Raw genomic sequence first — 23,731 nt, 5'->3', positions numbered from 1 at the left:
GGCGCAGGAAGTCGGCCTGGCCGACTTCTCGTGCGGCGGGTCGGGTGGAATTGACCCTTCCGTGGAGATGGTTCGTCATGGGACGATCCAGGCCCGGGGGAAAGGTGAGACCTCATGACCTTCGTCATCGCGTTCCTGGTCGCACTCGTGGCCACCATCATCGGCACGACCGTCTTCCTGAGTCGCCGAGAGCGCGCCCGCAGCGGCCACTCGGACGACACCGAAGGGCTGCTGATCGAACACCAGCGAACCGCCCACGCCGCCCAACTGCGCGGAACCTACTCCAGCCTGGCCGTCCACCACGGCACCGGGCTGATCAGCGACGACCTGCACAAGCACTACTCCTAGAAGCCTCTTGAAGATCTTGCTCTGGCCGCCCGACTCACCCCAGATTGCCGGTAAATATCAATCAGGTCGAACTGGTACAAGCCGGGCGCGCTTTCAACATCTTCATCAGTCTTCTAGGGGCTCTCTTGGCGAACCCCTCCTTCCTCCTCGTACTCTGCGTTGTCACCGTTCTGGTCAACTCCGCACTCAGCGGGGCGATCCAGCGCAGACGCACACGCCCGCCCCAGGAAGGAGAACCATGACCCCGGACACCGCAGCAGCCCGCCGTGCGCTCGCCGACCGGCTTGAGGCGGGCGGCGCCCTGACCAGCCCGGCGCTGCGGGCGGCCGTGGAGGCCGTCCCCCGGGAGCCGTTCCTGCGCCCCGGGGTGTTCGTGTCCACCGGCAGGCGCCGCTGGCGGCCGGTGACCGAGCTCGGCGCCGATCCGGCGGAGTGGGTCGAACTCGCTTACAGCAACCGGTCGTTGGTCACCCAGCTCAACGGCCACCTGACCGCCGACCAGGTCTCCGCGCCCGTCCGGGGCTTCCCCACCGCCTCCACCACCACCCCGGCCGCCACCGTCCGCATGATCGACGCCCTGGGCGCCGAGGACGGGCACACCGTGTTGGAGATCGGCACCGGCACGGGCTACTCGACGGCCCTGCTCCGCCACCTCCTCGGCGAGCGCAACGTCAGCACCGTCGAGGCCGACCCGAAAGTCACGTACGACCGGGTGATCGCCACCCACGCGGTGCGCCGCATCCCCTACGCCTGGGTGCAGCGGGCCAAGCCCGGCGGCACGATCCTGGCCACGGTCGGCACCTGGCCCGAGGGCGCCGGCCTGGCCAGGGTCACCATCACCGCCGACGGCACCGCCGACGGCCGGTTCATCGACCGTTCCACCCTCCCTCCCGTCCGCCCCGAGCCCCCGACGGCCCGGGTCGGGGGCCTCGCGGCCCGGGCGGAGGCGGCCGCGCCGAAGCGGCTGGCACATGTCTCCCCCGCCCTCCTCAACGAACCGACGCCGGCCCTCCTCGCCCAACTCGCCTTCCCCAGCGCAAAGTTCACCGTATCGATCGGGGAGGATCTGGAGTCGATCTACTACCTGGCCACCCTCGGATCCGCCGCCGAGGTCGCCGACGACACCTACGGCTGGACGGTCCACCAATACGGCCCGGTCCCGCTCTGGGACGAGGTCGAGCGCATCCTCACCGCCTGGCAGGAGGCCGGCCGCCCCGACCTCACCGCCGTCCGCGTGCGGATCACCGACCGGGCGACCCACTACTGGATCGACGGCCACCCCGCCCTCCTCTGGGAGCACGCCACCATCTGACGGATCGACAGAACACCTCCGGGAATGGAGTGATCCCGGGACGGCAGGGCCGACCGATGGAATGCTGTGGCTCGGTCCGACCATCGCAACCACCCAGGGAGTCACCCATGCCGCTGTTCGGCAGCCGCAAGAACCTTCCGAAGCCGCTGTGCGACGAGCACGGCCCGTGCCAGGCGCTGGCGAATATCTCGGTCTTCGAGGTCCGGGACCGACTGCGGCTCCTGATCACCAGGAGCCGCGGCCTGGGGCCCGATCCGATGGCGCGGCAGATCGACGACGAGTTGTCGGTCGTCCTCTGCGTGGACGCCGGCAAGCGGGCCGGAAAGACCGAGGCCCTGTCGATAGCCGAACACGCCGCCGACCAGTGGAGCATCAGCCGGGCCGAGCTGTGGGAGCGGGCCTTCGCGAACCTGGCCACCGAGCAACTCAACCGGCGGACCTTCGACGCGTCCAACGGCGACACCATCCACACCGTCAACGGGATGGGGGCCTGGCCCGGAGCCGCCCACGCGCTGCGCCTGGAGAACGCCCTGGGAGGGGGCGTCGAGCTGCCCAACGGGGCCCTCGTCGCCCTGCCGACGAACAACGCGCTCTGCGCGGTCCCGATCCGTACCAGCCTGTCGCTGAACGCCATCCGCTTCCTGATCGACCTGTCGAAGGAGCTCGCGGCCGGCGACCCGGCCCCGCTGACCCCGTCGCTCTTCTGGTACCGGGACGGCTGGATCGAGAACCTCAACGTCGGCTCGGACGGCATGATGCGGGTGTCGCCCCGCTTCCGGGACATGGCGAGCGCACTGCCCGCCAACTGACCCGACCGCCCACCGAAAACCCGCTGGCCCGACGGCCCCCTTTGCGTCAGAATGACGATATGAGCGAGATGCGCGTGGGGAGCCCTGCCGACGTCCGTAGCCGGGCGGAGCTGGCGGCGCTGACGGCCGCCGGGGTGCGGCCGAAGTGGCTGATGTTCTGGGGGCACACCGAGCGGAAGGGCGGGGGGACGCGGCGGGAGTGCCTGAGCCAGTGGTGGCCCGGGCAGTTCACCGTCGACGGGGTGGCGTACGCGTCCGCCGAGCACTGGATGATGGCGGGCAAGGCCCGGATGTTCGGGGACGAGGCCATCGAGCAGCGGGTGCTGGCGGCCCACACGCCGGCCGAGGCGAAGAAGCTGGGGCGGCTGGTCAAGGGGTTCGACGACGCGGCCTGGACGGCCGGCCGGTTCGAGCTGGTCGTCGAGGGGAACGTCGCGAAGTTCGGGCAGGACGAGGCGCTGCGCGCCTACCTGCTGGGCACCGGCGACCGCGTCCTGGTCGAGGCCAGCCCGGTGGACCGGATCTGGGGCATCGGGCTCGCGGCCGACGACATCCGCGCCGAACGGCCGGACGAGTGGCGGGGGTTGAACCTGCTCGGCTTCGCCCTGATGGAGGCGCGGGCACGGCTCGCCGCATGAGGGCGGTCGGCCCGGTGCTGGACGGCACGGTGGTGGTGTCGGCCGCCGCCGCGCTGGCCCTGGCGCCCAGGGCGTGGCGGCGGCGCGAGGTCCGGCCGGGGCGCGGGGGGCGTTTCGGCCCGGAGGGGGCGCTCGCGCTGGTCGTGGCGCTCGTCTATCTGAACCAGGTGCTGTTCGCCGTGTACGTGCAGCGGGTGCGGGACGGGAGTACGGCGTTCGTCGCCCGCTACCTGCCGCCCGGGTGGTTCGACGTGCCGCGCGGCAACCCGGCGATCGACTGGCTGGCGGCACACTTCCCCGCGCCCGAGCTGCTCGCACCCACCGTGCTCCGCGTCCAGGCGTTCCTCGAACTCCCGCTGGTGCTCCTGGCGTTCGCCGCCGTGCTGCGACGCCTGGACCACGGCCTCTACGTCCGGGCGATGCGCTCGCCGCTGACCGGACTCGCCGCCGCCTCCTACACGGTGGCGTTCTGCGCGGTGGAGTGGGACCTGCGGAATCCGTACACGGTGGACGACATCGCGCTGCGGACGGTGTCCGCGCTCGTCACACCACCGCTGCTCGTCTGGCTGGCCTCCCACGAACAGGCCCGGCCACCCCGCGGCCCGGTGCTGTTCACGCTCGACCTGTGGGCGTTCGGCACGCTGATGCTGACGCTGTACGACACCGCGCTGCTGTACAACCTGGGCCGACTCGGCGACCATCTCGCCGGCGCGCTGGTCGCGTTGGCGGTCCTGGCCGCCACCCGGTTCGTGCCGTGGAGCGGCGGTCCGGCCGGCCCGCACACCACCGCGCTGACCGGCACGCTCGGGCGGGCCCTCGTCCTGTTCTTCGTCCCCGCGCTGGCCGTCCGCTACGGCGTCTCCTTCGGAACCCCCGAACTGGCGGCCGTCGCGGGGCTCGTGGTGCTCCTTCCTGCGGTACGGACGGTCCGCCTGATCCCCGCCGCCCTGGTCGGGGCGGCCGTCGGCTGCGCCGTCGCCGTGGTCGCACCCGGCTCGTACTACGAGGCGACCCTGCTGCGGAGCGCGACCGGCGCACTTCTTGCAACGACCGCCGTCTGCGCGCTCCTTGACACCAGTCGCGCACGACTGGACGTGCTCCCTTAACTCCCCCGCCATATAGCGACGCCAGGATGTCCCGCAGTCAGGGGAGAGATGGACGGGGTGGGGCGATCATGCGCATGCGGCCGACGGCACAATCCGCGGGCCAGGACCCGGAGGGCGAGCAGCAGGCGTACGAACTCCGGGCGGAACTGGACGAGTTACTCCGCGCGAGCCGCTACGCGAGCCAGCGGGAGCGGCGGTTGAACGAGGCGATCCGGGCGGCGCCGGGCCGTCAGCGGCCGGACGGGGACCTGCTGCGGCAGCTGGCGCAGGCGCGCACGCTGCGCGAGGGCCTGGGCGCCCGCTGCCTCCAACTGAGCGATCGGCTGGAGGCGTTGGAGAACCGGCTGAGGAGCCGACCGCCGGAGCCGCAACCGGCCCAGGCCCCGCCGCCCCAGGCCCGGCCCGCCCGCCCCGACATCGGCGCCCTCGCCGAGCGGGTGGCGGCCCTGCACCGCGCCGGCGCCTTCGCCGAGGCGACGGAGCTGCTGTCCCGGGCGGCCACCGGCCTCGACCCGGCCGACGCCGCGCTGCTGGTCGGCATGCTCTCCCGGCGCGGCCCGACGGGCGCGTCCCTGCACCTGGCCAGGAGCGCCGCGCAGTGCGCGCCGGAGCAGGCGGTGGCGATGCTGGCGGAGTTGCGCGAGCTGGGACTGGCGGAGGAGGCGGCCGAGCTGTTCCACGCGTTCTGGGGCTATCCGGCGTCGGCGCTGCCCGCCCTGCTGGCCGCGCTGGAGCGGGCCGGTCAGGGTGCGGACGGCGCGACGCTGCTCTGGGAGTGGGGTTCGGCGCCGACGCCGGAGCTGACGGCGCTGGCGACCGGCCTCCGCCGTACGGGCCGGCACGCCGACGTGCGGACGCTGCTGCGCCAGGCGGCCGGCCGGCCGACGGCGGAGCTGGCCGCGCTGGCGACGGAGCTGCCGGCCGAGCTCGCGACCGTCCTGCTGTACGAGCTGGCGGCGCTGCGCCCGCCGGTGGAGCTGGTCAAGCTGGCGGCCGCGTTGGACACCAGCCCGGAGCTGTACGGGCGGCTGCTCGCCGCGCTGCTCGCCGACGGCGCCCGGCACCGGACGACGCTGGCCGCCCTGCGCAGCGCCGGCCTGCCGACCGAACCGGCCGCGGCCCCCCGTTCCCGCTGGGGCAGACGGTAGAACCGCAGACGGGGAACAGAACGCGGGAGCCCCCGCCCGCCCCGGACGGACCGGGGCGAACGAGGGCTCCAGAAGGGCTGAGCGGGCTCAGCAGCCGATCAGTCGCGCACCCAGGTACGCCTTGACCTGGTCGAGCGAGACGCGCTCCTGCGACATGGTGTCGCGGTCGCGGACGGTCACCGCGTTGTCCTCAAGGGTGTCGAAGTCGACGGTGACGCAGAACGGCGTGCCGATCTCGTCCTGGCGGCGGTAGCGCTTGCCGATGGCGCCGGCGTCGTCGAACTCGACGTTCCACGCGGTGCGCAGGTCGGCGGCGAGGCCGCGGGCCTTCGGGGAGAGGTCGGTGTTGCGCGACAGCGGCAGGACGGCGACCTTGACCGGGGCCAGGCGCGGGTCGAGCCGCATGCCGACGCGCTTCTCCATGACGCCCTTGGCGTTGGGCGCCTCGTCCTCGAAGTAGGCGTCGATCAGGAAGGCCAGCATGGCGCGGTTGAGGCCGGCCGCCGGCTCGATGACGAACGGGAAGTACCGCTCGCCGCTCTCCTGGTCGAAGTACTTGAGGTCCTGGCCGGACGCCTCGCTGTGCACCCGCAGGTCGTAGTCGGTGCGGTTGGCGACGCCCTCCAGCTCGGAGTACTCGCTACCGCCGAAGTTGAAGCGGTACTCGATGTCCACCGTGCGCTTGGCGTAGTGGGAGAGCTTCTCCTTCGGGTGCTCGAAGAAGCGCATGTTCTCGGTGCGCAGGCCGAGGTCGACGTACCAGTCCCAGCGCTGCTGGAGCCAGTACTCGTGCCACTGCTCGTCCTCGCCCGGCTTGACGAAGAACTCCATCTCCATCTGCTCGAACTCGCGGGTGCGGAAGATGAAGTTGCCGGGGGTGATCTCGTTGCGGAAGCTCTTGCCGGTCTGGGCGATGCCGAACGGCGGCTTCTTGCGCGACGTGGTCTGGACGGCCTTGAAGTTGGTGAAGATGCCCTGGGCGGTCTCGGGCCGCAGGAAGGCCAGGCCGCTGGCCTCCTCGGTGACGCCGAGGTGGGTCTTCAGCATGCCCGAGAAGTCCTTGGGCTCGGTGAACTGGCCCTTGGTGCCGCAGTCGGGGCAGTTGACGTCCTTGAGGCCGTTCGGCGGCGGGAAACCGTGCTTGGCCTCGTACTTCTCCTCCAGGTGGTCGGCCCGGTGGCGCTTGTGGCAGGAGAGGCACTCGGTCAGCGGGTCGTTGAAGGTGGCGACGTGGCCGGAGGCCTCCCACACCTCGCGCGCGAGGATCACCGACGAGTCGAGTCCCACGACGTCCTCACGGGCCTGGACCATCGCGCGCCACCACTGGCGCTTGATGTTCTCCTTGAGTTCGACGCCCAGCGGCCCGTAGTCCCAGGCGGCACGCGTGCCGCCGTAGATCTCGCTGCAGGGGTAGACGAAGCCACGGCGCTTGCTCAGGCTGACGATCGTGTCGATCTTGTCGGCGGCCACAGTGCTCTCTTCAGTACGTACGGCACGGTCAGGGCACGGCTGGTTGCGCGTACCCGAATACCTCAGGTTACCGGCCATACGGGTACGGGGTTCAAATCGGTATCGTCCGGCCCCTCCCAGCCACGGCCACCTGCCGTTCACCCGTCCGAGTGAGTTGACAATCATTTCCAGATAAGATGAGAATGATTGTCATGATGATCGGACGACGTACCCGCAGCTCCATAGCCATCGCCGCCACCGCCCTCACCGCCTCCCTCGTCCTGACCGCCTGCGGTGGCAGCAGCAGCGCCCAGAGCGCCGACGGCAAGCTGAAGGTCGTCGCCTCCTTCTACCCGATGGAGTACCTGGCCCAGCAGATCGGCAAGGACCACGTCACGGTCACCGACCTCACCGCGGCCGGCGTCGAGCCGCACGACCTGGAGCTCACCGCCAAGCAGGTCGCCACCGTCCAGAAGTCCGACGCGATCATCTACCTCAAGGGCCTGCAGCCCACCGTCGACCAGGCCGTCGGCCAGTCCTCGGCCAAGTACAAGATCGACGCCACCGCCGCCAGCCCGCTGGTCGACCACCACCTCGACGAGGGCACCGAGGCCGACGGCCACCAGCACGACGGCCCGGCCGGCGACCCGCACATCTGGCTCGACCCGACCCGCTACGCGGCGATCGCCAAGAGCGTCGGCGACGGGTTCGCCAAGGCCGACCCGGCCCACGCCGACGACTACCGCAAGAACACCGACGACCTGGTCGGCCGGCTGACCACGCTGGACCAGGAGTTCCGGGACGGCCTGAAGGACGCCAAGTCCAGGACCTTCGTCACCAGCCACGCCGCCTTCGGCTACCTCGCCGACCACTACGGCCTCACCCAGGTCGCCATCAACGGCGTCGACCCCGAGTCCGAGCCCACCCCGGCCCGCCTCGCCGACGTGCAGAAGGCCGCCAAGGACAACGGCGTCACCACGATCTTCTTCGAGACCCTGGTCAGCCCCAAGCTCGCCGACACCGTCGCCAAGGACCTCGGCCTCAAGACCGCCGTGCTGGACCCGCTGGAGGGCGTCAAGGACCCGGGCAAGGATGACTACCTCTCGGTCATGAAGCAGAACCTGGCCAACCTCCAGGCCGCCCTCGGCGCCACCCCCGCCGCGACCGGCACCACTCCCACCGCGACCGGCACCCCCACCAGCTGACGGGACGACAGCACCATGACCCACCCGATACCCCCGGCCGTCCGCCTCCGCGACGCCGTCGCCTCCCGCGGCGGTCGGCCGGTGCTGCGCGGCGTCGACCTCACCGTCCAGCCCGGCGAGGTGGTCGCCCTGCTCGGCGCCAACGGCTCCGGCAAGTCCACCACCGTCAAGGCCGTCATCGGCTCCGTCCCGCTGGGGCAGGGCACGCTGGAGCTGTTCGGCATCCCGTACGCCGGCTTCCGCGCCTGGCACCGGATCGGGTACGTCCCGCAGCGCACCACCGCCGCCTCCGGCGTGCCGGCCACCGTGCGCGAAGTGGTCTCCACCGGGCGGCTGCCGCAGCACCGGCTGCTGCCGTTCCGCCGCCGGGACCGCGCGGCGGTCGACCGCGCGCTCGCCGCCGTCGGCATGCTGGAGCGCGCCGGGGACGGCGTCGCCGACCTGTCCGGCGGCCAACAGCAGCGGGTGCTGATCGCCCGCGCCCTGGTCGGCACCCCCGACCTGCTGATCATGGACGAGCCGATGGCCGGCGTGGACGCCGCCAGCCAGCAGGTGCTCGCCGACACCCTGCGCGCCGAGGTCTCCCGCGGCGCCGCCGTCCTCCTCGTGCTGCACGAACTCGGGCCGCTGGAACCGCTGATCGACCGCGCCGTGGTGCTGCGGGACGGCTGCGTCGCACACGACGGCCCGCCCGTGCCCAACACCGGACTGCACGCGCTGCCCGGCCACGACCACGTCCACCCGCACGCCGACCACACCCCGCCGAGGCTGCTGGCATGACCGAGATGCTCTCCTACGACTTCATGCAGCGCGCCCTGCTCGCCGCCGTCCTGGTCGGGATCACCGCCCCGGCCGTCGGCATCTACCTGGTGCAGCGCCGGCAGGCCCTGATGGGCGACGGCATGGGGCACGTCGCGATGACCGGCGTCGGCCTCGGCTTCATCTTCCAGACCAGCCCGGTCTGGATGGCCGTGCTGGTCTGCGTGCTCGGCGCCGTCACGATGGAACTGGTCCGCTCGCGCGGCAACCAGCGCGGCGACATCGCCCTGGCGATGCTCTTCTACGGCGGCATGGCCTGCGGCAAGCTGCTCGTCTCGCTCTCCGCCCAGGCCGGCGCCGGCTCGCTGGAGAGCTACCTGTGGGGCTCCATCCTCACCGTCGCCCCGGCCGACCTGATCACCATCGCGGTGCTCGGCGCGGTGGTCGTCGCGGTCACCGTCGGCCTGCGCCGGCAGCTCTTCGCGATCTGCCAGGACGAGGACTTCGCCCGGGTCACCGGCCTACCGGTGCGCACGCTCAACCTGCTGCTCGCGGTGATGGCCGCCGTCACCGTCACCGTCGCGATGCGGGTGGTCGGGCTGCTGCTGGTCAGCGCCCTGATGGTGGTCCCGGTGGTCGCCGCCCAGCAGCTCACCCGGTCGTTCGCCGCCACCCAGGCGGCCTCGATCGCGCTCGGCGTGGTGGTCTCGCTGGCCGGCGTCACCGGCTCCTACCACCTCAACGTGCCCTCCGGCCCGGCCATCGTGCTGCTCGCCATCGCGGTGTTCGCGGTGTTCAGCCTGCTCGCCGCGCCGCTCGCCCGGCGGCGCCACCGCAGGGGCGTCGCGGACCCCGGACCGAAGGTCTGCGACGTCGCCCTGCCGGAACCCGTCCCGGGACAATCCCCGGGGCAATCCCCGGATCAGATCCCGGGGCAACTCCCGGGCCGCGGTTCCTCCGACGCGATCACTCCGGAGCGGGGTGCGGGGCTGGCACAATGAGGTGCGAGACGCCCACCACCCCAGGAGGACCCACGGTGACCACCGCAGGCCCGTCGCCGCGCGCCCGCTCGACCCGGCAACGTGCCGCCGTCTCGGCGGCCCTGGACGAGATCGAGGACTTCCGCAGCGCGCAGGAGCTCCACGACATGCTCAAGCACCGCGGGGACTCCGTCGGTCTGACCACGGTCTACCGCACCCTCCAGTCGCTCGCCGACGCCGGCGAGGTGGACGTGCTGCGCACCGCCGACGGCGAGGCCGTCTACCGCCGGTGCAGCAGCGGACACCACCACCACCTGGTGTGCCGGCACTGCGGCGCCACCGTCGAGGTGGAGGGCCCGGCGGTGGAGCGCTGGGCCAACGCGGTCGCCGCGGAGCACGGGTTCAGCGACATCGCGCACACCCTGGAGATCTTCGGCACCTGTGCGGAGTGCGCCAAGAAGGTCTGACCAGCGGAGCACCGGTACGGCGAAGGGCCCGTGGGAGCGATTCCCACGGGCCCTTCGCCGTACCGCCGCCGTACCGCGTCAGCGCTGGGTGGGCAGGTCCAGCGGCTCGGGCACCTCGTTCGGGATCGCCCCGCCGAAGCGGCGGTCGCGCCTCGCGTACTGCTCGCAGGCGCGCCACAGGTCGCGGCGGTCGAAGTCCGGCCAGAGCACGTCCTGGAACACGAACTCGGCGTACGCGGACTGCCAGAGCAGGAAGTTGGAGGTGCGCTGCTCGCCGCTGGGGCGCAGGAACAGGTCCACGTCCGGCATGTCCGGGTGGTACATGTACTTGGCGAGGGTCTTCTCGTTGACCTTCTTCGGGTCCAGCTTCCCGGCGGCGACGTCGGCCGCGAGGGCCGCCGCGGCGTCCGCGAGCTCGGCCCGGCCACCGTAGTTGACGCACATGTAGAGCGTGACGGCGTCGTTGTCCTTGGTCTGCTCCTCGGCGACCTGGAGCTCCTGGACGACGCTCTTCCACAGCTTGGGCATCCGGCCCGCCCAGCGGACCCGCACGCCCATCGCGTCCATCTCGTCGCGGCGGCGGTGGATGACGTCCCGGTTGAAGTTCATCAGGAACTTCACCTCGTCGGGCGAGCGCTTCCAGTTCTCGGTGGAGAACGCGTACAGCGAGATGTTCTTCACGCCGAGCTCGATCGCGCCCTTGAGGACGTCCAGCACGACGGACTCGCCGACCTTGTGGCCCTCGGTGCGGGGCAGTCCGCGCTCCTTGGCCCAGCGGCCGTTGCCGTCCATCACGATGGCGACGTGGCCGGGGACCAGCTCGCCGGGAATCTTCGGGGGCTGTGCGCCACTGGGGTGCGGGGTCGGGGGGAGGTACTCCCTCTGTTTGCCGCCGCCGAAGAGCCGTCGCGCTGCCATGTGCTCACTTCTCCACGTATCTCATCGAGCGGATGCCCCGCTCCAAATGCCACTGCAGATAGGCCGCGACCAGGCCGCTGCCCTCCCGCCAGTACCTCGGCTCGCAGGAATCGGCCGTCTGCCAGTCCCCTGACAGCAGCGCCCCGAGCAGTACCAGTGTCTCAGGGGAGGGTACGGCACATCCGGGCACTCGGCAGTCCGGGCAGAGGACCCCACCTGCGGGAAGGGAGAAGAAACGGTTCGGCCCCTCCAGCCCGCATTTGGCGCAGTCCGTGAAGCTCGCGCCGTACCCGTTCACCGCGAGCGAGCGCAGCAGGAAGGCGTCCATCACCAGGTGCGACTCGTGCAGCCCGGCCGCCAGCGTGCGCAGGGCGCCCACCAGCAGCAGGTACTGCTGGACGGCCGGTTCGCCCTCGTTCTCGGCGAACCGCTCGGCCGTCTCCAGCATCGCCGTCCCGGCGGTGTAGCGGCCGTAGTCGGTGACGATCGACCCGCCGTACGGCGCGATCGTCTCCACCTGGGTGCACAGCGGCAACCCACGGCCGATCAGCTCACTCCCCCGGCTGAAGAACTGCACGTCCACGTGCGAGAACGGCTCCAGCCGGGCGCCGAACTTGGACTTGGTCTTGCGCACCCCGCGTGCCACCGCCCGCACCTTGCCGTGGTGCCGGGTCAGCAGGGTGATGATCCGATCGGCCTCGCCGAGCTTCTGCGCCCGCAGCACGACGCCGTCGTCCCGGAAAAGACTCATGGGAACCATTCTCCCCCACGGCGCGCCCCGGCCGCCGACAGCCGTGTTGCCCGCACCGGGTCCGTGGGGGAGGACCGAGCGGTGCGGGTCACGGCGGGCCCGGAGGGGGATTTCGGGCCCGTTTTGTGGGGGATCGGAGATGGCTCGGGGGTTGCGCGGCAGGCCCGGCACTGCGGAGCGGGCCCGGTACTGCGGAGGACGTCCCGTCCTGCGGGGGAGGTCCGGTTACCGCGGAGGAGGTGTGCCGTCCTGCGGAGGAGGTCTAGTACGGAGCCCGGGTCGCCGCCTCCAGCAGCGCCCCGACCCGCGACTGCGGTAGATCCAGACAGCGCCCGACCGCGGCCAGCGCCTCGCGCTCCTGCGGCAGGTAGCGCCCGTCGGACAGGGCGATCGCCGCGCCCTGCAGCAGCAGCCGCTCCCGGCCCTGGTGGGCCAGGTGCGGGGCGAGCGGTTCGAGCACCGCGTGCAGTTCCACGGCCAGGCCGCCGGCCATCCCGTGGGCGTCGTAGAGTTCGCCGCCGAGCCCGGACAGCGCGGCGAGCGCGGCCAGTACCTGGGCCTCGCCGCAGTCCTCGAACCCGGCCTCGCGCACCGCCGTGCAGGCCGACTCGCGGGCCGCGCGGTGCGCGGTGCCGCCGGCCGCGAGCAGGGCGAGCGCGATGGTGTACTGCGCGTCCCGCAGCATCGCGCCGAGCCGTACGGAGGTGGGCTGTTCCAGGCTCTCGACGCCGTAGCGGCCGTGGCAGCTGGTGCACTGCACGCTGCCGATCACCGGGCCGAGCGGGGCCACCGGGGTCCCCAGCAACCGCAGCCACCGCCGGCCGTGCTGCCGGCGGTAGTTGCGGTCCCCGCCACAGCCCGGGCAGAAGAAGTCACCGAGAACGTCAGTCCGCCACCGCGGGCGAACACCCCACAACCTGGTCACGGCGCCACTCCCCAGACATGGCAGACGGCCTGCACAACAATGGGCAGGTCACGCGACCGGACACCGAGGCCGTCCCACCGACCCGGCTTTCCGGTGGATCGATGTTGCCATGGTTACCGGCACGTGTCAGTACCTCGAACGGCTTCCGACCCGAAAAAATGTGGCGCAGGACACAACTGGCCCCAGGTGCGGCGAAGGGCCGCCCCGGAGGACGGCCCCGCCACATCTCACTCGTACGAACTACCCGCGCTGTGCCCGGTTGACGGCGCTGATGATCGCCTTCAGCGAGGCCAGCACGGTGTTGGCGTCGATGCCGACGCCCCACAGCACCTTGCCGTCCACCGCGCACTCGACGTACGCGGCGGCCTGGGCGTCGCCGCCCTCGCTCAGCGCGTGCTCGGCGTAGTCCAGGACGCGGACGTCCAGGCCGATCCGGGCCAGCGCGTCCGTGAAGGCGGAGACCGGGCCGTTGCCGACACCGGTCAGGGTCACCGGTACCGAGTCCACCAGGGCGCCGGCGATCAGCGCGTCCCGGCCGTCCTCGGTGGTCAGGGTGCGCGAACCGCTCAGCGAGATCCGGCCCCACGGGTTGGCCGGGGTCGGCAGGTACTCGTCCTCGAAGACCCGCCAGATCTCGGCCGGGGTGACCTCGCCGCCCTCGGCGTCGGTCTTGGCCTGGATGATCCGGGAGAACTCGATCTGCATCCGGCGCGGCAGGTCCAGCTTGTGGTCGTTCTTCAGGACGTACGCCACACCGCCCTTGCCGGACTGGCTGTTGACCCGGATGACCGCCTCGTAGGTGCGGCCGACGTCCTTCGGGTCGATCGGCAGGTACGGCACGCCCCAGGTGTGCTCCCCCACCGGGACGCCCGCCGCCGCCGCGTCCGCCTCCAGGGCGTCGAAGCCCTTCTTGATGGCGTCCTGGTGCGAGCCGGAGAAGGAGGTGTACACCAGGTCGCCGGCGTACGGGTGGCGCGGGTGCACCTCCATCTGGTTGCAGTACTCGGCGGTGCGGCGCACCTCGTCGATGTCGGAGAAGTCGATCTGCGGGTCGATGCCCTGCGAGAACAGGTTCATGCCCAGGGTCACCAGGTCGACGTTGCCCGTCCGCTCGCCCTGGCCGAACAGGCAGCCCTCGATGCGGTCCGCGCCCGCCATGTAGGCCAGTTCGGCGGAGGCGACGGCGGTGCCGCGGTCGTTGTGCGGGTGCACCGACAGGCAGACGAACTCGCGGCGCGACAGGTTGCGCGACATCCACTCGAACTGGTCGGCCTGCACGTTCGGGGTGGCCCGCTCGATGGTGGCCGGCAGGTTCAGGATGATCTCGCGGCCCTCGCCCGGCTGCCAGACGTCCATGACCGCCTCGCAGACCTCCAGCGCGAAGTCCAGCTCGGTGTCCACGAAGATCTCCGGCGAGTACTGGTAGCCGAAGACGGTCTCCTCGCCCAGCAGCTTCTCGGCGTACTCCATCACCAGCCGGGTGCCGTCGGTGGCGATCGCCTTGGTGGCGGCCCGGTCGTTGCGGAACACCACCCGGCGGAACAGCGGCGCCGTCGCGTTGTACAGGTGGACCGTCGCGCGCGGGGCGCCGACCAGCGACTCGACGGTCTTCTCGATCAGCTCCTCGCGGGCCTGCGTCAGCACCGAGATGGTGACGTCCTCGGGGATCGCCCCCTCCTCGATCAGCGACCGCACGAAGGCGTGGTCGGTGGCGCCGGAGGACGGGAAGCCGACCTCGATCTCCTTGTAGCCCATCGCGACCAGCAGGTCGAACATCTTGCGCTTGCGGGCCGGGGACATCGGGTCGATCAGCGCCTGGTTGCCGTCCCGCAGGTCGGTGGAGAGCCAGCGCGGCGCCTTGGTGATCACCGTGCTCGGCCAGGTGCGGTCCGGCAGGTCGACGGTGTCGAACGGCAGGTAGCGCCCGTACCGCATGCCGGAGGGCAGCTGGCGTACGGACGCGGCGGTGATCGGGGTGGGACGGTCGACGAAGGCGCGACCGGCGGGGATGGGCGCGGCGGAGCTCTGCTCGGTCATGGAATGACTCTCGGCTTCCTGTGATGCGTGGTGCGGGGGCGGGTCGGGGTGGTCGACACCGACTGGCCGGCAGCTGCCGCTCGCGACCCTCCGTTGGATCGCCGGATGACGCGCACAGCTCGATCCCCGCGGCGAGGGAGCCGGCCCTGTGGACTACAGGCCCTCGACGCGGCAGCTAAGAAGAAGCAGCCCGTTGCGCATGATGGCCCCAGCGTAACCCAGGGCCGCGCGCCCCCGAAGTGATCCGGGCCACCGTTCCACCCCTTGAGACACCGACCGGTCACGCCAAGAGTGGTGACAACCGGTCATCGAGGCCTCACCCTGGGCCACATGACTGCAGCAGTTCCGATCTGCGCGATCGTCCCGCCGTACGTCCTGGACCGCCTCGCCGAGGCCGGTCACGAACCCGCCGTCCGCTCCCTCCTGCTCGACACCGCGCACCGCGCGGCCCGCCTCGCCCCTGCCCCGCCCGTCAGCACCGGCCCGACCCCCAGCCGGCTGATCGCCGACACCGCCCACAGCCAGCGGCTGCCCGGCCGCACCGTCCGCACCGAGGGCCAGGCCCCGGTCACCGACCAGTCCGTCAACCACGCCTACGACGGCCTCGGCGACACCTTCGCCCTGTACGCCACCGTCTTCGGCCGCCGCTCGATCGACAACCGGGGGCTGCGCCTGGACGCCACCGTGCACTACGGCCAGGACTACGACAACGCCTTCTGGAACGGCCACCAGATGGTCTTCGGCGACGGCGACGGCGAGATCTTCGGCGACTTCACCGCCTGCGTCGACGTCATCGGCCACGAACTCACCCACGGCGTCACCCAGTTCACCGCCGGCCTGCAGTACCAGGACCAGCCCGGCGCGCTCAACGAGTCGGTCTCCGACGTCTTCGGCTCGCTGGTCAAGCAGTACGCGCTGCGCCAGGACGCCGCCCACGCCGACTGGCTGATCGGCGCCGGACTGCTCGCCCCCGGCATCCAGGGCGTGGCGCTGCGCTCGATGAAGGCCCCCGGCACCGCCTACGACGACCCCCGGCTCGGCAAGGACCCGCAGCCCGCGCACATGCGGGACTACGTGGACACCACCGACGACAACGGCGGCGTGCACATCAACTCCGGCATCCCCAACCACGCGTTCTACCTGCTGGCCACCGCCCTCGGCGGCCAGGCCTGGGACCGCGCCGGGCGGATCTGGTACGACGCCCTGACCGGCCACCAGCTGGCCGCCGACGCCGACTTCACCGCCTTCGCCCGGGCCACCGTGGCCGCCGCCAAGGCCCGCTACCCCGGCCAGTCCTCGGTCGCGGACACCGTGACGGCCTCCTGGGCGCAGGTGGGCGTCAGCCCCGGCTGAACCCCTCCGACGGCCCCTCCGGCAGCCACGATGAAGGCCCCGGCGACGGCCGGTTGAGACCAGGTTGAGCCGGGCTTAAGGTCACGGTCCGGGAAAAGACCGGCAAACTCCCTCCCCTGGTAGCACCATGGACACCATGCGTATCCAGGTGACCCGGACCGGCGGCTTCGCGGGGATCGTCCGCCATGCGGAACTCGACACCGTCGACCGCACGGACGCCCCGCACGTCCACGCGCTCGCCCGCGAGGCCGTCGCGGGCGGGCTGCGGGCGCCCTCGTACGGGGTGCCGGACGGCTTCCACTACGAGATCACCGTCGACGGCCGGACGGTCTACTGCGCCGACCCGAAGCTCACCGACTCGCAGCGCGAACTGGTGTCGCTGGTCCTGCGCGAGGGCGCGTAGCCCCACCGGCCCTCGGACACGCCGAAGGCCCGCCCGATCGACAGATCCGGGCGGGCCTTCGCTGGGAGCCGGGGCTCAGAAGCCGAGCTTGCGCAGCTGCTTCGGGTCGCGCTGCCAGTCCTTGGCCACCTTGACGTGCAGGTCCAGGAAGACCGGCGTGCCGAGCAGCGCCTCGATGTGCTTGCGGGCGGTGGTGCCGACGTGCTTGAGCCGCGCGCCCTTGGCGCCGATGACGATCGCCTTCTGGCTCTGCCGCTCGATGTAGACGTTGGCGTGGATGTCCAGCAGCGGGCGGTCCGCCGGGCGGCCCTCGCGCGGGAGCATCTCCTCGACCACGACGGCCAGCGAGTGCGGCAGCTCGTCCCGGACGCCCTCCAGGGCGGCCTCGCGGATCAGCTCCGCGACCATGATCTGCTCGGGCTCGTCGGTGAGGTCGCCGTCCGGGTAGAGCGGCATGCCCTCCGGCAGCAGCTTGGTGATCAGGTCGCCGACCAGTTCCACCTGCTTGTCGCCGACGGCCGAGACCGGGATGATCTCGGCCCACTCGATGCCGAGTTCCTCACCGAGCTGGTGGATGGCGATCAGCTGCTCGGCGAGCCGCTTGGAGTCGACCAGGTCGGTCTTGGTGACGATGGCGACCTTGGGGGTCTTCTTGACCTCGGCGAGTTCCTTGGCGATGAACTTGTCGCCGGGGCCGAGCTTCTGGTCGGCGGGCAGGCAGAAGCCGATCACGTCGACCTCGGCCCAGGTGCTGCGGACCAGGTCGTTGAGGCGCTCGCCGAGCAGGGTGCGCGGCTTGTGCAGGCCGGGGGTGTCGACCAGGACGAGCTGGGAGTCCGGGCGGTGCACGATGCCGCGCACGGTGTGCCGGGTGGTCTGCGGGCGGTCGGAGGTGATCGCGACCTTCGTCCCCACCAGAGCGTTGGTCAGGGTCGACTTGCCCGCGTTGGGTCGGCCGACGAAGCACGCGAAGCCGGAGCGGTACGAGGAGGAAGGGGCACTCATGTGCTCCATTCTCCCTGATCACCGGAGTCGCGCTGCCCGGGCCCGCCCGCACCGCCCGATCAGCCCTTGCGACCGCCCCGCGAAACCACCGACATCACCACCAACAGGACCAGGAAGGCGACCGAACCCCAGAGCCAGTACGGCGAGCCGGTCTCCTGCCACTTGCCCATCCCCATCACGAACAGCAGCAGCCCGGCGAAGAACGCCACCGCCCCCATGTGCCCAGCCCCCTCACCGAGTTCACTCCCCCGGTGAGACTATCCGCTCGGTTCGGGCAGGTGTTCGCCAGGCCGCCGCCATCGCCCGCCACGGCAGGCCACAGCGGGCCCTGAGCAGGCCCTGGCGGGCCCCAGCAGCCCTCAGCGGGCCTCGGCCGCCACCCGCAGCGTCCCGTCCACACCGGCCAGCAGCACGGGCGTCCCGGCCCCGCCGAGGTCCCGGACGGCCGCCAGGTCGGCCTCGGCCGGCTGCTCCGCCTCGCTCACCACGGCCGCCGCCTCCAGCGACTTCGCACCGCTGGCCACCGCCATCGCCACCGCCGTCTGCAGCGCGCTCAGCCGCAGCGACTCCAGCGCGACCGTCCCGGCCACGTACGTCCGGCCGGTCTCGTCACGCACCGCGGCCCCCTCGGCGACGCCGTTGCGGGCGCGGGCCGAGCGGGCCAGGGTGATGATCTTCTTGTCTTCGGGGTCGAGCTCGACGATGTCACTCATGCCGCCGAGCATAGGCCGCCCCCGCGGCCGCTCAGTGGCCGACCGGGTGGGTCGGACCGGGGTTCGGGTTGAGGACCTTGACGAAGGTCTTCGGCCCGGACGGCCGCGCCGTCTCGTGCTCCGTGCGCTCGCGCCAGAACGGGTTGTCGTGCGGCAGGTGGCTGCTCACCCGGCCGTACATCCCGAAGGTCGTCAGGATCACCCCGAAGATGAAGGCGAACAGCACGTTCGACATCCGGAAGTTCAGGATGTTGGCGTCCGGCCGCCCGAGCACCGCCAGGCCGTAGAAGCCGGACAGGACGAACAGCACGCCGACCACCATGTTCAGGTTGGACGCGAAGTTGCCGCCGACCACCGCCCCCGCCACCAGGATCGCGCCCGCCACGATGGACAGGATGCTCAGCGCCCCGTTGGTCGACAGCCCGGTGATCCGGTCACCGTGGGTGGCGAGGAAGCCCGGGTGATCGGCCAGCCCCAGGCACCCGAACACGATCAGGAAGATCCCCCCGAGCCCCGCCCCGATCCGCCACACCGTGGCGAGCCGGCTGTTCACGGGCAGTTCGTCTTGCAGCTTCATGGCGACCTCCACCACGGCCTAGCTGTAGGGATGGCTCCCCTGCATGTGCGGCACCTCGTGCATGTAGAGCGAACCGCACTGCTGGCAGCAGCGCAGCCCGGTGCCCCACTCCTGCTCGGGCCGCGTCTCGGCGTCGTCGGCCAGGCTGCGGCCGCAGAGCGCCGTCGCGGGGTCGCCGTCGCGCACCACGTGCCAGACCTTGACCCCGCCGGTCGCACCCTGCGGGCCGTACTCCGCGCGAAGTTGATGCGTCATGCTGTCCATGGTCGCTCCGCCGGGGCGCGACCGCTACTCGCCGGGCTCCGCCCCGGCCTCCGCGGCCTTGCGGACCGGGGTCGCGACCATCGAGCCGATCCGGTTGCGGCGCCCGGCCGAGGACTCGGCGGTCAGCAGGATGCCGGTCAGCCCGGTGCCGGCGGGCTCGGGCAGCGGGATCTCGCAGGCCGAGCCGGGGATCGGCACCCGGCCGAGGTGCTTGGCCAGCAGGCCGCCGACGGTCTCGACGTCCTCGTCCTCCAGCTCGATGCCGAAGAGCTCGCCCAGGTCCTCCACCAGCAGCCGGGCGGTGATCCGGTACGAGCCGTCGCCGAGGTCCTCCACCGGCGCGATCTCCCGGTCGTACTCGTCGGTGATCTCGCCGACGATCTCCTCCAGGACGTCCTCGATGGTGACCAGGCCGGCCGTGCCGCCGTACTCGTCGATCACGATCGCCACGTGCGAGCGGCGCTGCTGCATCTCGCGCAGCAGGTCGCCGGCCGGCTTGGAGTCCGGTACGAAGACGGCCGGGCGCATCACCGCGCCGACCTCCTCGGACTCCGCCTCCCGGTTGATGTGGGTGCGCCGGACCAGGTCCTTCAGGTAGACGATGCCGACCACGTCGTCCTCGCTGTCCCCGACCACGGGGATCCGCGAGAAGCCCGAGCGCAGCGCCAGGGTGAGCGCCTGCCGGACGGTCTTGTGCCGCTCGATCATCACCAGGTCGGTGCGCGGCACCATCACCTCGCGGACGATGGTGTCGCCCAGCTCGAAGACCGAGTGCACCATCCGGCGCTCCTCGTCCTCGATCAGGTCGTCCTTCTCGGCGAGGTCGACCAGCGCCCGCAGTTCGGCCTCGGAGGCGAACGGCCCCTCCCGGTAGCCCTTGCCCGGGGTCAGCGCGTTGCCGAGCAGGATCAGCAGCCGCGGGATCGGGCCGAGCACCGCGGCCAGCGGCAGCAGCACGAAGGAGGCGGCGGTCGCGGTGGTGAGCGGGTGCTGGCGCCCGATCGTGCGCGGCGAGACCCCCACCGCGACGAAGGACACCAGCACCATCACGCCGAACGCCAGCAGCACGGCCTGCCAGATCGGCTCCACGTTGCGCACGCACACCACGGTGACCAGGACGGCCGCCGCCATCTCGCTGGCCACCCGGATCAGGGTCGCCAGGTTGAGGTAGCGGATCGGGTCGGAGGCGACGGTCAGCAGCCGGGCCGAGCCGCGCCGCCCGGCCCGCACGGCCTCCTCCGCCCGGAACCGGGAGACCCGGGAGATGCCCGCCTCGGCGCACGCGGCCAGCCAGCCGAGGACGACGAGGAGCACGGCACCGAGGATGAAGCTCGTACTTTCACCACTCACAGGGGTTCGGGCTCCGCGCTCAGTGGGTGGTGGGGGCCGGGGAGAGACCACCGAGGCCCCGGCCCGCCCGCCAGTCGTCCAGGATGCGCTTCTGGAGGGCGAACATCTCCTCCTCCTCCTCGGGCTCCTCGTGGTCGTACCCGAGGACGTGCAGCACCCCGTGGACGGTGAGCAGTTGGAGCTCCTCGTCCATCGAGTGCTTGGAGGGGGCCGCCTTGCCCTGCTGCTCGGCGACCTCCGGGCAGAGCACGATGTCGCCGAGCAGGCCCTGCGGCAGCTCCTCGCCCTCCTTGCCGGGGCGCAGCTCGTCCATGGGGAAGGACATCACGTCGGTGGGGCCGGGGAGGTCCATCCACTGGATGTGCAGCTCCTCCATCGCCGCTCCGTCCACCAGGATCACGGACAGTTCGGACTGCGGGTGGATCCGCATCTTGTCCAGGGCGAAGCGGGCGACGTCGAGGATGGCTTCCTCATCGGCGTCCCAACCGGACTCGTTGGCGATGTCGATCGACATGACGGGCTGCGTACTCAGCTTTCGGTGCGATGGGACTGACGGGGTGCGCGGGAGCCGCGCCGCTGGGCCGGCTTGCGGGCGGGCGAGGGGTTCTCCTCGGCCTCCTGCTTGGCGTCCCAGCGTTCGTAGGCGTCCACGATCCGGCCGACCAGCTTGTGGCGGACCACGTCGGTGCTGGTGAGGACGGAGAAGTGGATGTCGGGCACGTCGGCCAGGATGTCCTGGACGACCTTGAGGCCGCTGCGGGTGCCGCCCGGGAGGTCGATCTGGCTGGTGTCGCCGGTGACCACCACCCGGGAGTTGAAACCGAGGCGGGTGAGGAACATCTTCATCTGCTCGGGCGAGGTGTTCTGGGCCTCGTCCAGGATGATGAAGGCGTCGTTGAGGGTGCGGCCGCGCATGTACGCCAGCGGCGCGACCTCGATGGTGCCGGCCGCCATCAGGCGCGGGATGGAGTCCGGGTCCATCATGTCGTGCAGCGCGTCGTACAGCGGGCGCAGGTACGGGTCGATCTTCTCGTAGAGGGTGCCGGGCAGGAAGCCCAGCCGCTCCCCCGCCTCGACGGCCGGGCGGGTCAGGATGATCCGGTTGACCTCCTTGGCCTGGAGGGCCTGGACGGCCTTGGCCATCGCGAGGTAGGTCTTGCCGGTGCCGGCCGGGCCGAGGCCGAAGACGATCGTGTGCTTGTCGATCGCCTCGACGTAGCGCTGCTGGTTGAGGGTCTTGGGGCGGATCGTGCGGCCCCGGTTGGACAGGATGTTCGCGGTGAACACCTTGGACGGCGCCGGGCTGTCCGGGTCCTCCGCGGCACCGCGGAGCATGGCGATGGAGCGCTCCACGGAATCCTCCGTCAAGGGCTGGCCGGTGCGCAGCACCAGCATCATCTCGGTGAAGAGCCGCTGCACGAGGGCGACCTCGGCGCGCGCTCCGGTGGCGGTCACCTCGTTGCCGCGGACGTGGATGTCGGCGGCGGGGAAGCCCTGCTCGATCACGCGCAGCAGCGAGTCCGCCGTGCCGAGCAGGGTGACCATCGGGTGCTTCTCGGGGATGACGATCCGGGCGCTGACGCGACCGTCGTCGGCCGGTTCGGGGCGCGACTGTCCGTTCGTACGGGTCTGCGATGTGTCACTCATAGGTCGGCGCTGGGCCTGCCTCATCCCATCCGTGGTGTCGTGTGCCGATCGGTCTCTCCGGGGCACCAGGGTACGCCGCGCACGTGGTCGCCGCGGCGGGCGGCGGGGCCGCACCCGACGATGCTGCGGCAGATCGGGGGGCGGCGCGAGCGCTTTTCACGGGGTGCGGGCCGGGTTCACGGCTGACGCCGGACGGGGACGGGCACCCGGGCGAGGTCGGCGGCGAGCACCAGCTCGCCGTCGAAGTGCTTGCGGGCGTCGGCCAGGTGCTGGCCGAGGTCCGGGTAGCGCTGGGAGAAGTGGGTCAGCACCAGGGTGCGCACGCCGGCCTCGGCGGCGGCCTTGGCGGCCTGCCCGGCGGTGAGGTGGCCGTGCTCCTCGGCGAGCCGGGAGTCGGCGTCGGTGAAGGTCGACTCGGCGACCAACAGGTCGGCGCCCTCGGCGAGTTCGTACACGCCGTCGCAGAGCCGGGTGTCCATCACGAAGGCGAAGCGCTGGCCCGGCCGGGGCTCGCTGACCTCCTCCAGGGTGACCCGCCGGCCGTCCGCCTCGATCGCCCCCTCGTGCTGGAGGCGGCCGACCGCGGGGCCGAAGACGCCCAGCGCGGCGAGGCGTTCGGGCACCAGGCGGCGGCCGTCCGGCTCGGACAGCCGGTAGCCGAAGGACTCCACGGGGTGGGACAGCCGCACGGCGTCCAGCGCGAAGCGGGCGCCGGGCGCGGGCAGCGGGCCCGGCTCGTCGATCGGCCGGGGCCGCAGGACGGCCGTCTCGTGGTAGGCGGTGGCGTGCCGCAGCCGCTCGAAGTAGACCTCGCCGGAGGCCGGGAAGTAGACGTCCACCGGGTGCGGGACGCGGTCCAGGTTGATCCGCTGGATCACCCCGGCGAGGCCCAGGCAGTGGTCGCCGTGGAAGTGCGTGACGGCGATCCGGGTGATCTGGGTGGCCGAGACGCCGGCCAGCAGCATCTGCCGCTGGGTGCCCTCGCCGGGGTCGAACAGCAGGCCCTCGCCGTCCCAGCGGAGCAGGTAGCCGTTGTGGTTGCGGTGCCGGGTGGGCACCTGGCTGGCGGTGCCGAGGACGACGAGTTCGCGCTGTGACACGTAGGTCAGACCATGCTCTCGGTCATCGGCTTGCCGCCGAGCACGTGGACGTGGGCGTGGAAGATGGTCTGGCCGGCGCCGGCCCCGGTGTTGAAGATCAGCCGGTAGTCCTCGACGCCCTCGTCCCTGGCCACCGCGCCCGCCTCGGCGAGGAGTTCACCGGCGATCTCCGGCTCGGCGGCGGCCAGCTCGGCGGCGTTCGGGTAGTGGACGTGCGGGATGACCAGGACGTGCAACGGCGCCTTGGGGGCGATGTCGCGGAAGGCGAGGACGCGCTCGGTCTTGCGCACCACCGTCGCCGGGATCTCGCCCGCCACGATCTTGCAGAACAGGCAGTCGGGCTGCGGCTCGCCGGCCATCGGCTTCTCCTCGGTTCGTGTCTGGTCTGGGGCCGTACGGGCGCAGCCTAGCGGGAAGTCGGCCGGGCCGACCTCCCGTTCGGCTGCTCTCCCGCCCGCCGCCGGGGC

The 23,731-nt window shown here is 71.6% G+C and carries 27 protein-coding genes; 12 read left to right on the top strand and 15 right to left on the bottom strand.

What is annotated here, in order from left to right; genetic code table 11:
* The first annotated feature begins 114 nt into the window (after nt 1-114).
* The 6 genes from AB0R04_RS10915 (at nt 115) to AB0R04_RS10890 (ending at nt 5,361) form a co-directional block, all read left to right on the top strand.
* Complete coding sequence (locus AB0R04_RS10915; protein ID WP_363369962.1) at nt 115-348, top strand: hypothetical protein; 234 nt, start codon at nt 115-117, stop codon at nt 346-348.
* A 238-nt stretch (nt 349-586) separates the two neighbouring features.
* Entirely contained in the window at nt 587-1,660 is a 1,074-nt protein-coding gene (locus AB0R04_RS10910; RefSeq protein WP_363369961.1) for a methyltransferase, read from the top strand.
* 107 nt (nt 1,661-1,767) lie between these two features.
* Nucleotides 1,768-2,469: a hypothetical protein gene (locus AB0R04_RS10905; protein WP_363369959.1), complete on the top strand. Its 702-nt coding sequence runs from the start codon at nt 1,768-1,770 to the stop codon at nt 2,467-2,469.
* Between the two features lie 59 nt (nt 2,470-2,528).
* Nucleotides 2,529-3,107: an NADAR family protein gene (locus AB0R04_RS10900; RefSeq protein WP_363369957.1), complete on the top strand. Its 579-nt coding sequence runs from the start codon at nt 2,529-2,531 to the stop codon at nt 3,105-3,107.
* Nucleotides 3,104-4,213, top strand: coding sequence for a hypothetical protein (locus AB0R04_RS10895; protein ID WP_363369955.1), 1,110 nt, complete (start codon nt 3,104-3,106; stop codon nt 4,211-4,213). Before AB0R04_RS10900 ends, AB0R04_RS10895 begins: the two co-directional genes overlap by 4 nt.
* 68 nt (nt 4,214-4,281) lie before the next feature.
* On the top strand, nt 4,282-5,361 hold the full coding sequence (locus tag AB0R04_RS10890; protein ID WP_159398423.1) for a hypothetical protein: 1,080 nt from the start codon (nt 4,282-4,284) through the stop codon (nt 5,359-5,361).
* A gap of 87 nt (nt 5,362-5,448) precedes the next feature.
* Here the strand turns inward: AB0R04_RS10890 and AB0R04_RS10885 are convergent, their stop codons facing one another.
* Nucleotides 5,449-6,831 carry a glycine--tRNA ligase gene (locus tag AB0R04_RS10885; RefSeq protein WP_363369953.1) on the bottom strand — a complete coding sequence of 461 codons (1,383 nt, stop codon included), beginning with the start codon at nt 6,829-6,831 and terminating at the stop codon, nt 5,449-5,451.
* A gap of 194 nt (nt 6,832-7,025) precedes the next feature.
* Here AB0R04_RS10885 and AB0R04_RS10880 point away from each other — a divergent pair, with 194 nt between their 5' ends.
* Genes AB0R04_RS10880 through AB0R04_RS10865 form a run of 4 tightly spaced genes read left to right on the top strand, consistent with a single transcriptional unit; the run spans nt 7,026 to nt 10,221 of the window.
* A complete protein-coding gene (locus AB0R04_RS10880) occupies nt 7,026-8,015 on the top strand; it encodes a metal ABC transporter substrate-binding protein (RefSeq protein ID WP_363370067.1) in 990 nt (329 codons plus the stop codon).
* 15 nt (nt 8,016-8,030) lie between these two features.
* The gene (locus AB0R04_RS10875; RefSeq protein ID WP_063347507.1) at nt 8,031-8,795 is read left to right on the top strand and encodes a metal ABC transporter ATP-binding protein; all 765 of its coding nucleotides are present in this window, start codon (nt 8,031-8,033) and stop codon (nt 8,793-8,795) included.
* Nucleotides 8,792-9,775 carry a metal ABC transporter permease gene (locus tag AB0R04_RS10870; RefSeq protein ID WP_363369950.1) on the top strand — a complete coding sequence of 328 codons (984 nt, stop codon included), beginning with the start codon at nt 8,792-8,794 and terminating at the stop codon, nt 9,773-9,775. Before AB0R04_RS10875 ends, AB0R04_RS10870 begins: the two co-directional genes overlap by 4 nt.
* Before the next feature lie 35 nt (nt 9,776-9,810).
* Nucleotides 9,811-10,221 (top strand): Fur family transcriptional regulator, encoded by a 411-nt coding sequence (locus AB0R04_RS10865; protein WP_063347508.1) that lies wholly within the window; start codon nt 9,811-9,813, stop codon nt 10,219-10,221.
* Nucleotides 10,222-10,299: 78 nt separating this feature from the next.
* On the opposite strand, the gene AB0R04_RS10860 is transcribed toward AB0R04_RS10865, so the two are convergent.
* From AB0R04_RS10860 to leuA, 4 genes are all read right to left on the bottom strand, one after another.
* On the bottom strand, nt 10,300-11,139 hold the full coding sequence (locus AB0R04_RS10860; protein ID WP_363369948.1) for an isoprenyl transferase: 840 nt from the start codon (nt 11,137-11,139) through the stop codon (nt 10,300-10,302).
* A 4-nt stretch (nt 11,140-11,143) separates the two neighbouring features.
* A complete protein-coding gene (gene recO, locus AB0R04_RS10855; RefSeq protein ID WP_063347510.1) occupies nt 11,144-11,890 on the bottom strand; it encodes a DNA repair protein RecO in 747 nt (248 codons plus the stop codon).
* A gap of 262 nt (nt 11,891-12,152) precedes the next feature.
* On the bottom strand, nt 12,153-12,695 hold the full coding sequence (locus tag AB0R04_RS10850; protein WP_244293348.1) for a TerB family tellurite resistance protein: 543 nt from the start codon (nt 12,693-12,695) through the stop codon (nt 12,153-12,155).
* Between the two features lie 360 nt (nt 12,696-13,055).
* Entirely contained in the window at nt 13,056-14,852 is a 1,797-nt protein-coding gene (leuA, locus tag AB0R04_RS10845) for a 2-isopropylmalate synthase (protein ID WP_363369945.1), read from the bottom strand.
* Nucleotides 14,853-15,182: 330 nt separating this feature from the next.
* On the opposite strand from leuA, the gene AB0R04_RS10840 reads away from it, so the two are divergent.
* Nucleotides 15,183-16,205 (top strand): M4 family metallopeptidase, encoded by a 1,023-nt coding sequence (locus AB0R04_RS10840; RefSeq protein WP_363369943.1) that lies wholly within the window; start codon nt 15,183-15,185, stop codon nt 16,203-16,205.
* A 136-nt stretch (nt 16,206-16,341) separates the two neighbouring features.
* The gene (locus tag AB0R04_RS10835; protein ID WP_063351090.1) at nt 16,342-16,608 is read left to right on the top strand and encodes a protealysin inhibitor emfourin; all 267 of its coding nucleotides are present in this window, start codon (nt 16,342-16,344) and stop codon (nt 16,606-16,608) included.
* 75 nt (nt 16,609-16,683) lie between these two features.
* Here the strand turns inward: AB0R04_RS10835 and era are convergent, their stop codons facing one another.
* The 10 genes from era to AB0R04_RS10785 all read right to left on the bottom strand — a co-directional run bounded on the left by era (nt 16,684) and on the right by AB0R04_RS10785 (nt 23,623).
* Nucleotides 16,684-17,613 (bottom strand): GTPase Era, encoded by a 930-nt coding sequence (gene era, locus AB0R04_RS10830; RefSeq protein WP_063347514.1) that lies wholly within the window; start codon nt 17,611-17,613, stop codon nt 16,684-16,686.
* Between the two features lie 59 nt (nt 17,614-17,672).
* Nucleotides 17,673-17,831 (bottom strand): hypothetical protein, encoded by a 159-nt coding sequence (locus AB0R04_RS10825; RefSeq protein WP_159398424.1) that lies wholly within the window; start codon nt 17,829-17,831, stop codon nt 17,673-17,675.
* A 141-nt stretch (nt 17,832-17,972) separates the two neighbouring features.
* Nucleotides 17,973-18,326, bottom strand: a complete 354-nt coding sequence (locus tag AB0R04_RS10820) for a hypothetical protein (protein ID WP_063351091.1) — start codon at nt 18,324-18,326, stop codon at nt 17,973-17,975.
* 31 nt (nt 18,327-18,357) lie between these two features.
* The gene (locus tag AB0R04_RS10815) at nt 18,358-18,903 is read right to left on the bottom strand and encodes a DUF4383 domain-containing protein (RefSeq protein WP_063347515.1); all 546 of its coding nucleotides are present in this window, start codon (nt 18,901-18,903) and stop codon (nt 18,358-18,360) included.
* Between the two features lie 18 nt (nt 18,904-18,921).
* Nucleotides 18,922-19,158 (bottom strand): hypothetical protein, encoded by a 237-nt coding sequence (locus AB0R04_RS10810; RefSeq protein ID WP_063351092.1) that lies wholly within the window; start codon nt 19,156-19,158, stop codon nt 18,922-18,924.
* 33 nt (nt 19,159-19,191) lie between these two features.
* Nucleotides 19,192-20,517 (bottom strand): hemolysin family protein, encoded by a 1,326-nt coding sequence (locus AB0R04_RS10805; protein ID WP_063347516.1) that lies wholly within the window; start codon nt 20,515-20,517, stop codon nt 19,192-19,194.
* Between the two features lie 19 nt (nt 20,518-20,536).
* Nucleotides 20,537-21,031 carry an rRNA maturation RNase YbeY gene (ybeY, locus tag AB0R04_RS10800; protein ID WP_063347517.1) on the bottom strand — a complete coding sequence of 165 codons (495 nt, stop codon included), beginning with the start codon at nt 21,029-21,031 and terminating at the stop codon, nt 20,537-20,539.
* A gap of 14 nt (nt 21,032-21,045) precedes the next feature.
* Nucleotides 21,046-22,062 carry a PhoH family protein gene (locus AB0R04_RS10795; RefSeq protein ID WP_244293611.1) on the bottom strand — a complete coding sequence of 339 codons (1,017 nt, stop codon included), beginning with the start codon at nt 22,060-22,062 and terminating at the stop codon, nt 21,046-21,048.
* A 278-nt stretch (nt 22,063-22,340) separates the two neighbouring features.
* Nucleotides 22,341-23,264 (bottom strand): ribonuclease Z, encoded by a 924-nt coding sequence (locus tag AB0R04_RS10790; RefSeq protein WP_063347519.1) that lies wholly within the window; start codon nt 23,262-23,264, stop codon nt 22,341-22,343.
* 5 nt (nt 23,265-23,269) lie between these two features.
* On the bottom strand, nt 23,270-23,623 hold the full coding sequence (locus tag AB0R04_RS10785; RefSeq protein ID WP_363369938.1) for a histidine triad nucleotide-binding protein: 354 nt from the start codon (nt 23,621-23,623) through the stop codon (nt 23,270-23,272).
* Nucleotides 23,624-23,731: the final 108 nt, after the last annotated feature.

Source organism: Kitasatospora sp. NPDC056731, assembly GCF_040687675.1.
Taxonomy (GTDB): domain Bacteria; phylum Actinomycetota; class Actinomycetes; order Streptomycetales; family Streptomycetaceae; genus Kitasatospora.
This window is presented reverse-complemented; position numbering and strand designations above follow the sequence as displayed.

Excerpts from the sequence above, each read along its gene's own strand:
- AB0R04_RS10795 (WP_244293611.1), bottom strand. The coding sequence starts at position 22,062 with ATGGTCACCCTGCTCGGCACGGCGGACTCGCTGCTGCGCGTGATCGAG.
- AB0R04_RS10880 (WP_363370067.1), top strand. The coding sequence starts at position 7,026 with ATGATCGGACGACGTACCCGCAGCTCCATAGCCATCGCCGCCACCGCC.
- AB0R04_RS10825 (WP_159398424.1), bottom strand. The coding sequence starts at position 17,831 with ATGGGGGCGGTGGCGTTCTTCGCCGGGCTGCTGCTGTTCGTGATGGGG.
- era (WP_063347514.1), bottom strand. The coding sequence starts at position 17,613 with ATGAGTGCCCCTTCCTCCTCGTACCGCTCCGGCTTCGCGTGCTTCGTC.
- AB0R04_RS10835 (WP_063351090.1), top strand. The coding sequence starts at position 16,342 with ATGCGTATCCAGGTGACCCGGACCGGCGGCTTCGCGGGGATCGTCCGC.
- AB0R04_RS10905 (WP_363369959.1), top strand. The coding sequence starts at position 1,768 with ATGCCGCTGTTCGGCAGCCGCAAGAACCTTCCGAAGCCGCTGTGCGAC.
- AB0R04_RS10820 (WP_063351091.1), bottom strand. The coding sequence starts at position 18,326 with ATGAGTGACATCGTCGAGCTCGACCCCGAAGACAAGAAGATCATCACC.
- AB0R04_RS10895 (WP_363369955.1), top strand. The coding sequence starts at position 3,104 with ATGAGGGCGGTCGGCCCGGTGCTGGACGGCACGGTGGTGGTGTCGGCC.
- AB0R04_RS10815 (WP_063347515.1), bottom strand. The coding sequence starts at position 18,903 with ATGAAGCTGCAAGACGAACTGCCCGTGAACAGCCGGCTCGCCACGGTG.
- AB0R04_RS10890 (WP_159398423.1), top strand. The coding sequence starts at position 4,282 with ATGCGCATGCGGCCGACGGCACAATCCGCGGGCCAGGACCCGGAGGGC.
- recO (WP_063347510.1), bottom strand. The coding sequence starts at position 11,890 with ATGAGTCTTTTCCGGGACGACGGCGTCGTGCTGCGGGCGCAGAAGCTC.
- AB0R04_RS10860 (WP_363369948.1), bottom strand. The coding sequence starts at position 11,139 with ATGGCAGCGCGACGGCTCTTCGGCGGCGGCAAACAGAGGGAGTACCTC.
- AB0R04_RS10900 (WP_363369957.1), top strand. The coding sequence starts at position 2,529 with ATGAGCGAGATGCGCGTGGGGAGCCCTGCCGACGTCCGTAGCCGGGCG.
- AB0R04_RS10785 (WP_363369938.1), bottom strand. The coding sequence starts at position 23,623 with ATGGCCGGCGAGCCGCAGCCCGACTGCCTGTTCTGCAAGATCGTGGCG.
- AB0R04_RS10910 (WP_363369961.1), top strand. The coding sequence starts at position 587 with ATGACCCCGGACACCGCAGCAGCCCGCCGTGCGCTCGCCGACCGGCTT.
- AB0R04_RS10875 (WP_063347507.1), top strand. The coding sequence starts at position 8,031 with ATGACCCACCCGATACCCCCGGCCGTCCGCCTCCGCGACGCCGTCGCC.
- AB0R04_RS10840 (WP_363369943.1), top strand. The coding sequence starts at position 15,183 with ATGACTGCAGCAGTTCCGATCTGCGCGATCGTCCCGCCGTACGTCCTG.
- AB0R04_RS10915 (WP_363369962.1), top strand. The coding sequence starts at position 115 with ATGACCTTCGTCATCGCGTTCCTGGTCGCACTCGTGGCCACCATCATC.
- ybeY (WP_063347517.1), bottom strand. The coding sequence starts at position 21,031 with ATGTCGATCGACATCGCCAACGAGTCCGGTTGGGACGCCGATGAGGAA.
- AB0R04_RS10810 (WP_063351092.1), bottom strand. The coding sequence starts at position 19,158 with ATGACGCATCAACTTCGCGCGGAGTACGGCCCGCAGGGTGCGACCGGC.
- AB0R04_RS10870 (WP_363369950.1), top strand. The coding sequence starts at position 8,792 with ATGACCGAGATGCTCTCCTACGACTTCATGCAGCGCGCCCTGCTCGCC.
- leuA (WP_363369945.1), bottom strand. The coding sequence starts at position 14,852 with ATGACCGAGCAGAGCTCCGCCGCGCCCATCCCCGCCGGTCGCGCCTTC.